Origin of the sequence: Pantoea anthophila (genome assembly GCF_006494375.1) — a bacterium.
GTDB lineage: Bacteria > Pseudomonadota > Gammaproteobacteria > Enterobacterales > Enterobacteriaceae > Pantoea > Pantoea anthophila.
This window is the reverse complement of record NZ_VHIZ01000017.1, coordinates 68541-82312: the sequence shown is the minus strand read 5'-3', so window position 1 is coordinate 82312 and position 13772 is coordinate 68541. Positions and strand designations below refer to the sequence as shown.

Sequence of the window (13772 nt, the reverse complement as noted above, 5' to 3'; positions counted from 1 at the left end):
AACCACAGGAGTTCAGCCATGGCGTTACGCGTCGCGCTCAGCGCGTTCTTAACTTTGTTTGTCGCGATGGGTATTGGCCGGTTTGCCTTTACGCCCCAGGTGCCACTGATGATTCAGGCGCACCAGCTGACCCTCACCAGCGCCAGCCTGGTGGCCGCACTCAACTATCTTGGCTATCTCTGTGGCTCGTTCGATGCCATGCGGGCGCACAAGCGGGTGGAGCTGCGCCTGACGGCGGGCATATGGGGCGCGGTGATCCTGACGCTGCTCTCGGCCTGGGCCAGCGGGCCGTGGCTGCACGGGGCCATTCGTTTCCTGATCGGCTGGGCCAGCGGCTGGGCGATGGTGCTGGTGGCCGCCTGGAGCAATGAACAGCTGCATCGTCATGGCCGGGCGGGGCTGTCGGCGGCCGTGTTTGCCGGGCCAGGCTGCGGCATCTTTGTCAGCGGCCTGCTGGGGGTGGCGCTGCACACGCTGCAGGTCTCCGCGGGGCTGGCCTGGGCCGCCTATGGCGCACTGGCGCTGCTGCTGGTGGCGCTGATTGCCCGTAACCTGCCCCGGCGTGGCGAGCTGCATCGCCCCGATCAGGCCCCGGAGCCGCTGGTGCTGGACCGCAACCTTAAACGGCTGGTGCTGAGCTACAGTCTGGCGGGCTTTGGCTACATCCTGCCTGCGACCTTCCTGTCGCAGATGGCTGCTGCGCGTTTTCCGGATGGCGCATTCGCCCAGTTTGTCTGGCCGATTTTTGGTGGCGCAGCGATGGTGGGGATCCTGCTGGGCATCCTCACGCGCCACCTGGGGCGCAGCCACGTCCGTCTGGCGCTGGTGCTCTGGGCGCAGGCGCTGGGGGTCTTTGCGGCGGCGCTGCTGCCGGGCTTCAGCGGCCTGCTGGTGAGCGCATTGCTGGTCGGCGGCGGCTTCCTCAGCGTGGTGCAGCTGTCGCTGCTCTGCGCGCGTGAGCTGGCCCCCAATCATCTGCGCTATATGGCTGGCCTGCTGACCACCGGCTATGCCGTGGGACAACTGGTGGGCCCGCTACTCTCGTTTCTCTCCACCGCCTTTTTACACCGGCTGGAACCCGCCCTGTGGGTGGCCGGCGCGAGCCTCATCTGGGCGGGCCTGCTGGTCTGGCGGCGGAGCCGATAAACGCTTTCTTCACCAATCTGATTGATTGCTGGATTCCCCGCAAAGAAAGTTTCACAATACGCGCCTGATTACAGGGCCCGCCGCAACAGCCGACGGGCGCAACACCCAGCCGGAGAAGAGTACGATGAGCACCCTAAGTCAGGAAGCTGCCCTGGTTCATGAAGCGCTGCTGGCGCGTGGCCTGGAAACGCCATTACGCGCACCAACACGCGACATTGATGACAACACGCGCAAGAGCCTGATTGCCGGGCACATGACCGAAATCATGCAGCTGCTGAATCTGGATCTTGAAGATGACAGCCTGATGGAAACCCCGCATCGCATCGCGAAGATGTATGTGGATGAGGTCTTTTCCGGTCTCGATTACGCCAACTTCCCGAAAATCACCGTCATTGAAAACAAGATGAAGGTGGATGAGATGGTGACCGTGCGTGACATCACCCTGACCAGCACCTGTGAACACCACTTTGTGATTATCGATGGTAAAGCGACCGTCGCCTATATTCCCAAAGATAAGGTGATTGGCCTGTCGAAAATCAACCGCATCGTGCAGTTCTTTGCACAGCGCCCGCAGGTGCAGGAGCGTCTGACACAGCAGGTACTGGTTGCCCTGCAGACCCTGCTCGGCACCAACAACGTGGCCGTTTCCATTGATGCGGTGCATTACTGCGTGAAAGCGCGCGGCGTGAAGGATGCCACCAGCGCGACCACCACCACCTCACTGGGCGGCCTGTTCAAGTCCAGTCAGAATACCCGCCAGGAATTTTTGCGCGCGGTACGTCATAGTTGAGTTAACAGCGGGCGCATAATGCTGCCCGCCTCAATGGGGCAGGGTGCCGCATGCAACGCTATCACGCGCTGGATTTTATTCGAGGCTGTGCCATTCTCGGCATTCTGCTGCTCAATATCGTCGGCTTTGGTCTGCCCTCTGCGGCCTACCTGAATCCGGCCTGGCAGGGGAGTGTCACCCTCGCTGACGCCTGGACATGGGCCCTCTCCGATACCTTTGCCCAGCTCAAATTCCTGACGCTGTTTGCGCTGCTGTTTGGTGCCGGTCTGCAGATGCAACTGCCGCGCGGCAGTCGCTGGCTGACTGCCCGGCTGTCACTGCTGGTGCTGATCGGTTTTCTGCACGGGGTGTTTCTCTGGGAGGGGGACATCCTGCTCGATTACGGCATCATCGGGCTGGTGGTGTTGCGGGTCGTACGCGATGTTCCTTCCACCCGCAGCCTGATGAACACCGGTATTCTGCTTTACCTGGTGGGCTGCGGTGTGCTGCTGGTATTCGGCTCGATCTCCGATCCTGAGCCGACCCGCTCCTGGCTGCCCGGCGCGGCCGATCTGCAATATGAGCGCTACTGGAAACTGGCCGGCGGCTGGGAAGCGATTCAGAACCGGCTTGATCATCTCTCATCGGGACTGATGGCGCTGGCGGCGCAGTATGGCTGGCAGCTGGCAGGCCTGATGATGATCGGTGGCGCGCTGCTGCGCTGTGGCTGGCTGACGGGCCAGTTTCCCCTGCGGCACTACCGTCAGGCCGCCGTCGTGCTGCTGACGGCGGGATTTTCGATAGCGGTGGCCGGTGTCGCTGCGCAGTGGCTGTTACACTGGGAGTTCCGCTGGAGCGGCTTTTATCTGCAGACCCCGCGCGACCTTGCCAGCCCGCTGATCAGCCTGGGCTACGCGGCGCTCTGTCTGGCCTGGTGGCCGCAGATTTCACGCTGGCGGTTCAGTTATGCCATTCAGTGTGTCGGGCGCATGGCGCTGACCAACTACCTGATGCAGTCGCTGATCTGTACCACGCTGTTCTACCGCTTTGGCTTCTATATGCACTTTACACGGCTGGAGCTGGTGCTGATGGTGCCTGCGGTCTGGCTTATCAATATCCTCTTTTCACTCATCTGGTTACATTTCTTCGCACAGGGCCCGCTGGAGTGGCTGTGGCGGAGGCTTACCCAGCTCTCAGCCGGAAAACCACGCCTGTCCGACCACGCCAGATAATGACCGCCATCACAAAGGTTACAGAATTGTATGTAACCGCTTTCATTGATGTGACGCAATTCACGCTGCATATCGTCCGCCCCTGACAAAATAGCGCCGGTGTTCAACCCGGCGTGATGCCCTCTTTTTCCTTTCTGGAACTGCTGCATGATAACAATTCGTGATGTTGCCCGTCAGGCTGGCGTCTCAGTGGCGACCGTATCGCGCGTCCTCAATCAGAGCAGCGCCGTCACCTCTGATACCCGCGACGCTGTGTTACAGGCGGTTGAGGCGCTGGGGTATCGTCCTAACGCCAACGCACAGGCGCTGGCGACTCAGGTCAGCGACACCATCGGGGTGGTGGTGATGGATGTTTCCGATCCCTTTTTTGGCGCACTGGTTAAAGCGGTGGATACCGTGGCGCAGCGCGTCCATAAGCATGTCCTCATCAGCAACTCCTGGCATCAGGAAGAGAAAGAGCGTCATGCCATTGAAGTGCTGATCCGCCAGCGTTGCAGCGCCCTGGTGGTGCACGCGAAAACGCTTTCAGACGCGGAGCTGGCTGACTTTATGCAGCATGTGCCGGGCATGGTTGTCATCAACCGCGTCATACCGGGATTTGAGCAGCGCAGCGTCAGTCTGGATAACGTCGCCGGTGCGCTGATGGCCTCCCGGACCCTGATACAACAGGGGCATAGCCGCATCGGCTATCTCTGTTCCAGTCATCCTATCGAAGATGTCGCCCAGCGCCGCGAAGGGTGGATGCAGGCGATGGCAGAGCAGGGTATCCGGCCGCATGAGAGCTGGATTGCCAGCGCAGAGCCCGACATGCAGGGCGGCGAAGCGGCGATGGTGGAGCTGCTGGGGCGCAATCTCAATCTCAGCGCGGTGTTTGCTTACAACGACGGTATGGCAGCGGGCGCACTCACGGCGCTGAAAGACAACGGCATTCAGGTGCCACAGCATTTTTCTGTCATTGGCTTTGATGACATCCCCATCTCGCGTTACACCGACCCTCAGCTTACCACTGTACGTTATCCTATTGTTTCTATGGCAAAAATTGCGACAGAGCTGGCGCTGCAGGGGGCGGCAGGCCTGCTGGATGACACCGCCACGCACATCTTTATGCCGACGCTGGTGCGGCGTCATTCAGTCGCGCAGCGGCAAAATGTGGAGTCCGTCACTAATTCAGGCGATTCAGCCATGTAACCGCTTTCAATCTGTGATTACATTCACAGTTAATTAACATTGCTCTCACTATGATGGCAGCGTCTTACCGGACTGAAACATTATGTAACGCCAGTGTAACGGCATCAGTTGTGGTCTCAGTAGCCGGTTAACGGGTTCATCCCCTCTTCACGGACGTGTTCAGGCACAGGGAAGTCAGGTTTTAGACGGCGTCAGCGGTAAGCGGCAAATTGCGCAGACTGCCCCGCCGATCTGTTTTACCGATTGCTTTCGCGCCACGTCGCGCGGCAGCGCTAAAAAGACCCTGCATAATAAAACCGGAGATACCATGAATAAGAAGGTTTTCACGCTTACCGCACTGGTTGCCAGCATGATGTTTGGTGCAACCGCTCACGCAGCTGACACCCGTATCGGCGTGACCATTTACAAATATGATGACAACTTCATGTCAATGGTGCGCAAAGACATTGAGAAAGAAGCGAAAACCCTTGGCGGCATTCAGCTGCTGATGAATGACTCGCAGAACGACCAGTCCAAACAGAACGATCAGGTTGACGTACTGATGGCAAAAGGCGTGAAAGCGCTGGCCATTAACCTGGTTGACCCGGCTGCCGCGGCCGTGGTGGTCGACAAAGCGCGCGCGAATGACGTGCCGGTGGTCTTCTTCAACAAAGAGCCTAACGCGAAAGTGCTGGCCGGTTATGACAAAGCCTACTATGTCGGGACCGACTCTAAAGAGTCCGGCATCATTCAGGGTCAGCTGATTGAGAAACACTGGAAAGCGACCCCGGCCTGGGATCTGAACAAAGATGGCACCATCCAGTTTGTGCTGCTGAAAGGTGAGCCAGGCCATCCTGATGCGGAAGCCCGTACCAAATATGTGATCGATACGCTGAACAAAGATGGTCTGAAAACCCAGCAGTTAGCGATGGATACGGCGATGTGGGATACCGCACAGGCTAAAGATAAGATGGATGCGTGGCTGTCAGGCCCGAACGCGAAGAAAATCGAAGTGGTGATTGCCAACAACGATGCGATGGCGATGGGTGCCGTTGAAGCGCTGAAAGCGCACAACATGACCTCTATCCCGGTCTTCGGCGTCGATGCCCTGCCGGAAGCGATGGCGCTGGTGAAATCGGGTGCGCTGGCCGGTACCGTGCTGAACGATGCGGAAAACCAGGCGAAAGCCACGCTGGATATCGCCAACAACCTGGCTAACGGCAAAGCCGCGACCGAAGGTACGAACTTCAAGATGGTGGATAAGATCGTCCGCGTACCTTACGTTCCGGTTGATAAAGAGAATCTGGCTCAGTTCCAGAAGTAAGTTCGATTCCGGGCGCGACCCCTGTCGCGCCTTTTTTATGTCACCACCGTTTTTTAGCCAGGTAAAATATGGCCAGTGATAATACGACCGCGCAGCGAGAATATCTGCTGGAGATGAAGGATGTCTCAAAATCATTTCCCGGCGTTAAAGCGTTAGATAATGTGAATTTAAAAGTGCGGCCTCACTCTGTTCATGCGTTAATGGGCGAGAACGGTGCCGGTAAATCCACCTTATTAAAATGCCTGTTTGGTATTTATAAAAAAGATTCCGGCAGTATCCTGTTTCAGGGTAAAGAGATCGACTATAAAAGCTCCAAAGAGGCGCTGGAAAATGGCGTGTCGATGGTACATCAGGAATTAAACCTGGTCCTGCAGCGCACCGTGATGGACAACATGTGGCTGGGGCGTTATCCGCGCAAAGGCTTCTTTGTCGATCAGGATAAGATGTATCAGGATACCAAAGCTATTTTTGACGAGCTGGATATCGATATCGATCCGCGCGACAAAGTGGCGAATTTGTCTGTATCGCAGATGCAGATGATTGAAATTGCCAAAGCGTTCTCTTATGACGCAAAAATTGTGATTATGGATGAGCCAACCTCCTCGTTAACGGAGAAAGAGGTTAATCACCTGTTCACGATTATTCGCAAGCTGAAAGATCGTGGCTGCGGCATCGTCTATATCTCTCATAAAATGGAAGAGATTTTCCAGCTGTGTGATGAGATTACCATTCTGCGTGACGGACAGTGGATTGCGACTCAGCCGCTGGAAGGGCTGGATATGGATAAGATCATCGCGATGATGGTCGGCCGTTCACTGAACCAGCGTTTTCCTGACCGTACCAACGTGCCGGGGGAAACCATTCTTGAGGTGCGGAATCTGACCTCTCTGCGTCAGCCTTCGATTCGTGACATCTCATTTGATCTGCGTAAAGGGGAGATCCTCGGCATCGCCGGGCTGGTGGGCGCCAAACGTACCGATATCGTCGAAACGCTGTTTGGCATTCGCGAAAAATCGGGCGGCACCATCAAACTGCATGGTAAACCGATTAATAACCACAGTGCGAATGAAGCGATTAATCACGGTTTCGCACTGGTGACGGAAGAGCGTCGCTCAACCGGTATTTATGCTTATCTGGATATCGGATTTAACTCCCTTATCTCGAATATTAAAAAATATAAAAGCAGTATGGGGCTGCTGGATAATAAACGCATGAAAAGTGACACCCAGTGGGTGATCGATTCCATGCGGGTAAAAACGCCGGGCCACCATACGCAGATTGGTTCGCTTTCGGGCGGTAATCAGCAAAAGGTGATTATTGGCCGCTGGTTATTGACCCAGCCTGAAATCCTGATGCTTGATGAACCAACACGCGGTATTGATGTTGGTGCAAAATTCGAAATTTACCAGCTGATTGCTGAGCTGGCGAAAAGAGACAAGGGCATCATTATTATCTCATCCGAAATGCCGGAGCTGTTAGGCATTACCGATCGTATTCTGGTAATGAGTAATGGTCTGGTAGCAGGCATAGTTGATACCAAAACGACCACGCAGAACGAAATATTGCGTTTAGCGTCATTACACCTTTAATGAAGCAAGGGCTGTTAACATGAAAGCGACTACAAAAAAGAATGCGCTAACCTGGTTAAAAGAGGGCGGCATTTATGTCGTGCTGCTGGTATTGCTGGCTATTATTATTTTCCAGGACCCGACATTTTTAAGTTTAATGAACCTGAGTAATATCCTGACCCAGTCTTCAGTGCGCATTATTATTGCACTGGGCGTGGCGGGCCTGATTGTGACCCAGGGGACTGACCTGTCAGCCGGACGTCAGGTTGGGCTGGCGGCGGTTGTGGCAGCGACGCTGCTGCAGTCGATGGACAACGCGAACAAAGTGTTCCCGACGCTGGATACGGTGCCAATTCCGCTGGTTATCCTGACCGTGTGTGTGATCGGGGGAGTAATTGGTCTGGTGAACGGTGTGATCATTGCCTATCTGAAGGTGACGCCTTTTATCACCACGCTGGGTACCATGATTATCGTTTACGGTATTAACTCACTCTATTACGACTATGTGGGTGCGTCACCGATTGCCGGTTTTGATGCAGGCTTCTCGAAATTCGCTCAGGGCTTTTTGCGGTTTGGTGATTTTAAACTGTCGTTCATCACGTTCTACGCGGTGATTGCGATTGTGTTCGTCTGGGTGCTGTGGAACAAAACCCGTTTCGGCAAAAACATTTTCGCTATCGGGGGTAACCCGGAAGCGGCGAAAGTGTCAGGCGTGAACGTGCCGCTGAACCTGATCCTGATTTATGCGCTGTCTGGTGTGTTCTACGCCTTTGGCGGGATGCTGGAAGCGGGTCGTATCGGTTCGGCGACTAACAACCTCGGCTTTATGTATGAGCTGGATGCGATTGCAGCCTGTGTGGTTGGCGGCGTCTCGTTCGCCGGGGGGGTGGGCAGCGTGGCGGGCGTGGTTACCGGTGTGTTGATCTTCACCGTTATTAACTACGGTCTGACCTATATCGGCGTTAACCCTTACTGGCAGTACATTATTAAAGGCGGCATCATCATCTTCGCCGTGGCGCTGGATTCACTGAAGTATTCGCGTAAGAAGTAACGTTCTCTGCTGCGAAAAAAGCGACCTTCGGGTCGCTTTTTTTATGGGTAGTGCCGGGGTCGTTGCTGTGAGATCGAGTCTGCGAAGGGAACAGGGTCAGATCGGAAAGTTGCAAAGGCTGTTGTCCATGACACACCCGGCCTGCTTTGTTTATGGAAGAGGACTGTAGGTCATTGCTTTGAGACGGAGTCTGCGCAGGAAACAGGGTCAGATCGGAAAGTCGCAAAGGCCGTCATCCATGACACGCTCGGCCTGCTTAAAGGCTGAGGTCATTGCTTTGAGACGGAGTCTGCGCAGGGAACAGGGTCAGATCGGAAAGACGCAAAAGCCGTCATCCATGACACGCTCGGCCCGCGCCGTCCCTGGCGCGGGACGCTTTCCTCTTCTGACCCAATTCCCTGCGCGTTGGGCTTATTCGCTGCTGTCAGAATTCCCTTTGCATCTTTGCGGAAGGCGTATGCTCCCTGAGCTAGCGCATGCCTGTCTGGCGCTGCACCAGCCCCCTCTTAATCGAAGATTTATTTCCGCAGCTTCTGTTCCAGCTCCAGCAGCTGTTCCGGCGTTACAGCAGGATAACTCTGCGCATCATCCGGAACGGTTCGCACGGCGGGAATGGGCACCAGCGGGCCGAGAAAACGGGGTTCACGCTTGAGCAGGAAGAGGTCTGCCAGCGCACCCAGCCGGGCCCCCACTTCACGGAAGCGCACGCTAAGCATGTTCTTCGGCGAGGGCACGGCATAACACTGCGCCTGAATGCCCAGCTGCAGGGCGATGAAGAGCGCGCGCTCACAATGAAAACGCTGCGTGATAATAATGAAGTCGTTAGTATCAAAGACCTTACGGGTACGTACGATCGAATCCAGCGTGCGGAATCCGGCGTAGTCGAGCACGATATCGGCCGGATCGACGCCCGCTTTGATTAAATCACGGCGCATTGTCATCGGCTCGTTATAACTCTGCAGCGCGTTATCCCCGCTCAGCAGCAGATAATTGACTTTACCGCTGTTATAGGCGTTCAGCGCACCCTGCATCCGATAGAGGTAATACTGATTGATCACGCCGGTGCGGTAATATTTTGCCGTTCCCAGTACCACGCCCACCTGACGATGCGGCAGAGAAGAGACATTTTCGTAGATGAAAGGCGCCGTTTTCCAGCTGATCCAGCGATCAAGGCCGAGCGCAGTTGCCACCATCACTAAGATGATGAAAAGCAGACCAATGAAAACGCGTTTCAGCATGCGCCTGGAGACTCGGTGTCAGAATGTTGAGATGGCACAAGGCTACTTGAGGCGTCGCAGCGAAGCAAGTTACTGCCGGCTGGCTGTGCGCTTTTTGAACACTGCCGGACCCTATCAGGTCCGGCAGGCTGAGGATTAAATCGAGGTACGGCGATAGTGACGGTACTGCGGCAGCCAGAAGTTGTTGGCAATAGCCTGTGACAACACATCTTCTGAGGTCACCACGGCAACGCCCGCCAGCTGAGCGGCTTTGCCCACTTCCATCGCAATGATCTTCGACACGCCCTGAATATCTTTGATCTCGGGCAGTACCGGGCCTTCGCCTTCGTTGACCAGCGGAGAGCAGTCAGCCAGTGCGCGGCTGGCGGTCATCAGCATGCTGTCGGTGACGCGGCTGGCGCCTGAGGCAATCACACCCAGACCAATTCCCGGGAAGATGTAGGAGTTGTTGCACTGCGCGATCGGATAGGTTTTACCGTTCCAGCTTACTGGCGAGAACGGGCTGCCGGTGGCGACCAGTGCTGCACCGTCAGTCCAGGCGATGATATCGGCTGGCGTCGCTTCCACGCGTGATGTCGGGTTCGACAGTGGCATCACGATAGGGCGCTTACAGTGCTTGTGCATCTCACGGATGATCTCTTCAGTGAACAGACCCGGCTGACCGGAAACACCAATCAGGATATCGGGCTGGGCATTGCGCACCACGTCCAGCAGCGAGATTGAATCACTGGCGACATCCCAGTTCTGCAGGTTTTCGCTCTTCTGCACCAGCTTGCTCTGGAAATCGAGCAGGTTAGGCAGTTTGTCAGTGAGCAGACCAAAGCGATCCACCATCATCACCCGGCTACGGGCTTCGTCGTCGCTCAGACCTTCAGATTTCATCTGCGCGATGATCTGCTCAGCGATACCACAACCCGCGGAACCGGCTCCCAGGAAGACCACTTTCTGCTCGCACAGACGGCTGCCGGCTGCGCGGCTGGCGGCGATCAGCGTGCCGACGGTGACGGCAGCAGTGCCCTGGATATCATCATTAAAGCAGCAGACCTCTTCGCGATAGCGGTTCAGCAGCGGCATCGCGTTCTTCTGGGCGAAATCTTCGAACTGCAACAGCACTTTCGGCCAGCGGCGCTTAACGGCCTGAATGAACTCATTGACGAAGGCGTCATACTCTTCGCCGGTGATACGCGGATGACGCCAGCCCATATAGAGCGGGTCGTTCAGCAGCTGCTGGTTATTGGTGCCGACATCCAGCACGACCGGCAGGGTGTAAGCCGGGCTGATGCCGCCGCAGGCTGTATAGAGTGAAAGCTTACCAATCGGAATCCCCATTCCACCGATGCCCTGGTCGCCCAGACCCAGGATACGCTCGCCATCGGTCACCACAATCACCTTCACATTCTGTTTGGTGGCGTTCTGCAGCATATCTTCGATGCGATCGCGGTTCGGGTAGGAGATGAAAACGCCACGCGCACGACGGTAGATTTCAGAGAAGTGTTCGCAGGCTGCGCCGACGGTCGGGGTGTAGATGATGGGCATCATCTCTTCGAGATGGTTATCCAGCAGGCGGTAGAACAGCGTTTCGTTCGTGTCCTGGATGTTTCGCAGGTAGACGTGCTTATCGTTATTGTTTTTGAAGTCCTGGAACTGACGCCAGGCGCGCTTTGCCTGCTCTTCAATCGACTCCACCGCTTCAGGCAGCAGACCATTGAGGTTAAATTCGTTACGTTCTTCGAGGGTAAAGGCGCTGCCTTTGTTCAGCAGGGGAAATTCAAGCAAAATCGGGCCAGCATATGGGATATAAAGCGGGCGTTTACTTTCGTAGTCGAGTTCCATGCGGTGATGCTCCGGTTGCAGTGTTGTCTGGCGTCACGCCGGAAAGGTAGCGCCAGTTTTCTTACCCGTTATAGCTCAGACTGCAGGCCTGTAGCGGCAGGGTCACCGCTGCGGGAAAATTCACGACCGTGCTGCCATCCTGCAACCTGAATTATTCAGAGTAATTTGTCATGACGTGAATTCTGGCGCCAGATCCTATGAAATTTCCCGCAGAAGTACAGCGTTTGTTCATAAAAGCTCACAAAACTGTGGCCTTTCTGACAGCCGGTTATGCTTTGTTCAGCGTCACATGCAGCAGCTCACTGCAGCCAAATGTCTGCAGCGTGGCTTGCGTGGCGGCAAACTGGCTCAGCGTGGCATTTTCTGCTTCCGCTAATACCGCTCTTTTTATCTGACGGACATCGCCGCCCTGCATGTTCAGCCGCACCAGCGCCGCCTGAAGGGGCGGGAAGCTGGGATTAAACGCGGCGTTTTCCGCATAGCGGCCGGTGACAATCGAACCGCTCACGGTCAGCAGCGCAACCCCGGCGTGCGACTGGCTGTAGGGGGCGTGACTGGCATTGGCGGCGGCAACGGCAGCCTGCACCAGTTCGTCACCCGCAGCGACGTAGCCGTGGTCAACGTGGTCCATCAGGAAAGTGCTGATGTCGAGGTCGCGCGGGCCAAATGCATCCGGCAGATAGTCAGCCAGGGTACTCACTGCGCGCTGCGGCAGGCTGATACGAATAGCGGTGCCGCTGTTCAGCTCGTTCATAAACTGGCGGCAGTGACCGCACGGCGTATAGTTGACGGTGATGCTCTCCAGCTGCGGCTCGCCACACAGCCAGGCGTGGGTGATCGCGCTCTGCTCGGCGTGAACCGTCTGCTGCAGGGGGGCGCCGACAAACTCCATGTTCGCCCCGAAGTACCAGGCACCGCTGACGCCACGGGCAATCGCGCCGACGTTGAAGTGGGAGACGGTGGCGACAGCGCAGGCCGCTGCCAGGGGCAGCAGCGCCAGCGCCAGCGTATCGGCATCCATCTGCGTCTGTTGCTGCAGTGCAGCGACCTGGCTGGCGCTCAGTCGCGCCTCAAAGTCAGGATCGTCCAGCAGGGGAGCCAGCGCCGTTTGCAGCGTTGATGGCAATGCCTCAAAAGCGGAGAGGAAACGGGATTGCATGAGAGCCTCATTAAATTCAGCAGGGCGACGTGCCGGTCACCGGTTTATATGTGATCCAGGTCGCTCTGACAATGTAACCTGTGTTGCATGTTTCAACTTTGCGAGATCTCTCGCAAAGTTTTAGCCAAACCAATGCAGCAGCAGCGGAAAAACAAAGGGGGCCAGCAGTGAGGTGATGATGCCGCAGATCACCAGGGCCAGCGAACTGAAGGCGCCCTCCTGAAAATCGAGTTCGGCTGCACGCGCCGTGCCGAGTGCATGTGACGCATTGCCAATCGCCAGACCGCGTGCGGCTTTAGACTTCACGCCGAGCAGGTTCAGCACCATATGACCGAAGACCGCACCCAGCACCCCGGCGATCAGCACACAGATGGCGCTGATGGCCGGAATACCGTGCAATGAACCGGAGACGGCCATGGCAATCGGTGTGGTCACCGATTTCGGCACGATAGTGGCCGCAATTTGGGGCGTCGCCCCCAGCCAGAGCGCAATGGCCGTGCCCGAGGTCATGGCGGTCAGGCTGCCGATAAAGCAGACGCCGATAATGGATTTCCAGCGGGCGCGGATCTGATGGATCTGTTCATAGAGCGGCAGTGCCAGCGCCACCACCGCCGGTTGCAGCAGCTGATTGAGAATCTGGCTGCCGGCGAAATAGCGCGAGTAGGGCAGCTGCAACAGTAGCAGTATCGGAATAATTATCGCCATCGCGACCAGCAGCGGATTGAGCAGCGGGAGCTTCAGCCGTATTGCCAGTTTACGCGCCAGGAAAAAGGCCGCCAGCGTCAGCGGCAGTGACCACCAGATTTCACTCATCGCCCGACTCCCCGGCCGGCTTCCGGCTGTGCAGCTTGTGGGCGCTCACGCCGACAATCGAGAGCACCAGCAGGGTGCTGACGACACAGGAGATCACGATAGGGCCAAACTGCGCGGTCAGCACATCGGTGTAGTTCATCACCCCGACGCTGATCGGCACAAACAGCAGGGCCATATAGCGAATCAGCAGATGACAGCCCGGTTTCACCCAGCTTACCGGCAGGATTTGCGACGCGAGCAGGGCAAACAGAATTAACATGCCGATAATGCTGCCGGGCAGGGTAATGGGCAGCAGCGAGGCGATGCCGATTCCGGCATACAGGCAGAGATAAATGATGATAAAGGCGCGCAGATAGCGCCCGCAGACAGACAGCACGGTGAGCATGGCAGGCTCCTGTTTTTACTGAGCTTCATCATACGCATTAACCGCTTAGCGTGCTAGCGATCACATTTATGCGCCGGAAAGCGGCAG

The 13772-nt window shown here is 56.6% G+C and carries 12 protein-coding genes; 7 read left to right on the top strand and 5 right to left on the bottom strand.

The annotated features are described in order from the left end of the window. The first annotated feature begins 18 nt into the window (after positions 1–18). From FJW00_RS02415 to mglC, 7 genes are all read left to right on the top strand, one after another. The gene (locus tag FJW00_RS02415) at positions 19–1146 is read left to right on the top strand and encodes a YbfB/YjiJ family MFS transporter (RefSeq protein WP_140922990.1); all 1128 of its coding nucleotides are present in this window, start codon (positions 19–21) and stop codon (positions 1144–1146) included. Between the two features lie 124 nt (positions 1147–1270). Further along, positions 1271–1936, top strand: a complete 666-nt coding sequence (folE, locus tag FJW00_RS02410; RefSeq protein WP_009089168.1) for a GTP cyclohydrolase I FolE — start codon at positions 1271–1273, stop codon at positions 1934–1936. Between the two features lie 50 nt (positions 1937–1986). After that, on the top strand, positions 1987–3147 hold the full coding sequence (gene yeiB / locus FJW00_RS02405; protein ID WP_140922989.1) for a DUF418 domain-containing protein YeiB: 1161 nt from the start codon (positions 1987–1989) through the stop codon (positions 3145–3147). A gap of 147 nt (positions 3148–3294) precedes the next feature. Continuing rightward, positions 3295–4335: an HTH-type transcriptional regulator GalS gene (gene galS / locus FJW00_RS02400; RefSeq protein WP_009089173.1), complete on the top strand. Its 1041-nt coding sequence runs from the start codon at positions 3295–3297 to the stop codon at positions 4333–4335. A 307-nt stretch (positions 4336–4642) separates the two neighbouring features. Further along, positions 4643–5638, top strand: coding sequence for a galactose/glucose ABC transporter substrate-binding protein MglB (mglB, locus tag FJW00_RS02395; protein WP_009089175.1), 996 nt, complete (start codon positions 4643–4645; stop codon positions 5636–5638). A gap of 68 nt (positions 5639–5706) precedes the next feature. Next, entirely contained in the window at positions 5707–7227 is a 1521-nt protein-coding gene (mglA, locus tag FJW00_RS02390) for a galactose/methyl galactoside ABC transporter ATP-binding protein MglA (protein WP_140922988.1), read from the top strand. 19 nt (positions 7228–7246) lie between these two features. Continuing rightward, positions 7247–8257 carry a galactose/methyl galactoside ABC transporter permease MglC gene (gene mglC / locus FJW00_RS02385; RefSeq protein WP_009089178.1) on the top strand — a complete coding sequence of 337 codons (1011 nt, stop codon included), beginning with the start codon at positions 7247–7249 and terminating at the stop codon, positions 8255–8257. A 518-nt stretch (positions 8258–8775) separates the two neighbouring features. Here mglC and sanA read toward each other — a convergent pair. The 5 genes from sanA to FJW00_RS02360 all read right to left on the bottom strand — a co-directional run bounded on the left by sanA (position 8776) and on the right by FJW00_RS02360 (position 13685). Continuing rightward, positions 8776–9495 carry an outer membrane permeability protein SanA gene (gene sanA, locus FJW00_RS02380; protein WP_009089181.1) on the bottom strand — a complete coding sequence of 240 codons (720 nt, stop codon included), beginning with the start codon at positions 9493–9495 and terminating at the stop codon, positions 8776–8778. Between the two features lie 135 nt (positions 9496–9630). Further along, positions 9631–11328: an NAD-dependent malic enzyme gene (locus tag FJW00_RS02375; RefSeq protein WP_009089183.1), complete on the bottom strand. Its 1698-nt coding sequence runs from the start codon at positions 11326–11328 to the stop codon at positions 9631–9633. Positions 11329–11596: 268 nt separating this feature from the next. Then, positions 11597–12487 (bottom strand): cytidine deaminase, encoded by an 891-nt coding sequence (cdd, locus tag FJW00_RS02370; protein WP_140922987.1) that lies wholly within the window; start codon positions 12485–12487, stop codon positions 11597–11599. A 120-nt stretch (positions 12488–12607) separates the two neighbouring features. After that, positions 12608–13300, bottom strand: coding sequence for a CidB/LrgB family autolysis modulator (locus FJW00_RS02365; protein WP_140922986.1), 693 nt, complete (start codon positions 13298–13300; stop codon positions 12608–12610). Beyond that, positions 13293–13685 (bottom strand): CidA/LrgA family protein, encoded by a 393-nt coding sequence (locus tag FJW00_RS02360; protein ID WP_009089187.1) that lies wholly within the window; start codon positions 13683–13685, stop codon positions 13293–13295. Before FJW00_RS02360 ends, FJW00_RS02365 begins: the two co-directional genes overlap by 8 nt. Positions 13686–13772: the final 87 nt, after the last annotated feature.

What these genes read in the sequence shown, in the direction of transcription:
- FJW00_RS02375 (WP_009089183.1), bottom strand. Translation starts at nt 11,328, where the DNA reads ATGGAACTCGACTACGAAAGTAAACGCCCGCTTTATATCCCATATGCT.
- FJW00_RS02415 (WP_140922990.1), top strand. Translation starts at nt 19, where the DNA reads ATGGCGTTACGCGTCGCGCTCAGCGCGTTCTTAACTTTGTTTGTCGCG.
- cdd (WP_140922987.1), bottom strand. Translation starts at nt 12,487, where the DNA reads ATGCAATCCCGTTTCCTCTCCGCTTTTGAGGCATTGCCATCAACGCTG.
- FJW00_RS02360 (WP_009089187.1), bottom strand. Translation starts at nt 13,685, where the DNA reads ATGCTCACCGTGCTGTCTGTCTGCGGGCGCTATCTGCGCGCCTTTATC.
- mglB (WP_009089175.1), top strand. Translation starts at nt 4,643, where the DNA reads ATGAATAAGAAGGTTTTCACGCTTACCGCACTGGTTGCCAGCATGATG.
- mglC (WP_009089178.1), top strand. Translation starts at nt 7,247, where the DNA reads ATGAAAGCGACTACAAAAAAGAATGCGCTAACCTGGTTAAAAGAGGGC.
- yeiB (WP_140922989.1), top strand. Translation starts at nt 1,987, where the DNA reads ATGCAACGCTATCACGCGCTGGATTTTATTCGAGGCTGTGCCATTCTC.
- FJW00_RS02365 (WP_140922986.1), bottom strand. Translation starts at nt 13,300, where the DNA reads ATGAGTGAAATCTGGTGGTCACTGCCGCTGACGCTGGCGGCCTTTTTC.
- mglA (WP_140922988.1), top strand. Translation starts at nt 5,707, where the DNA reads ATGGCCAGTGATAATACGACCGCGCAGCGAGAATATCTGCTGGAGATG.
- folE (WP_009089168.1), top strand. Translation starts at nt 1,271, where the DNA reads ATGAGCACCCTAAGTCAGGAAGCTGCCCTGGTTCATGAAGCGCTGCTG.
- galS (WP_009089173.1), top strand. Translation starts at nt 3,295, where the DNA reads ATGATAACAATTCGTGATGTTGCCCGTCAGGCTGGCGTCTCAGTGGCG.
- sanA (WP_009089181.1), bottom strand. Translation starts at nt 9,495, where the DNA reads ATGCTGAAACGCGTTTTCATTGGTCTGCTTTTCATCATCTTAGTGATG.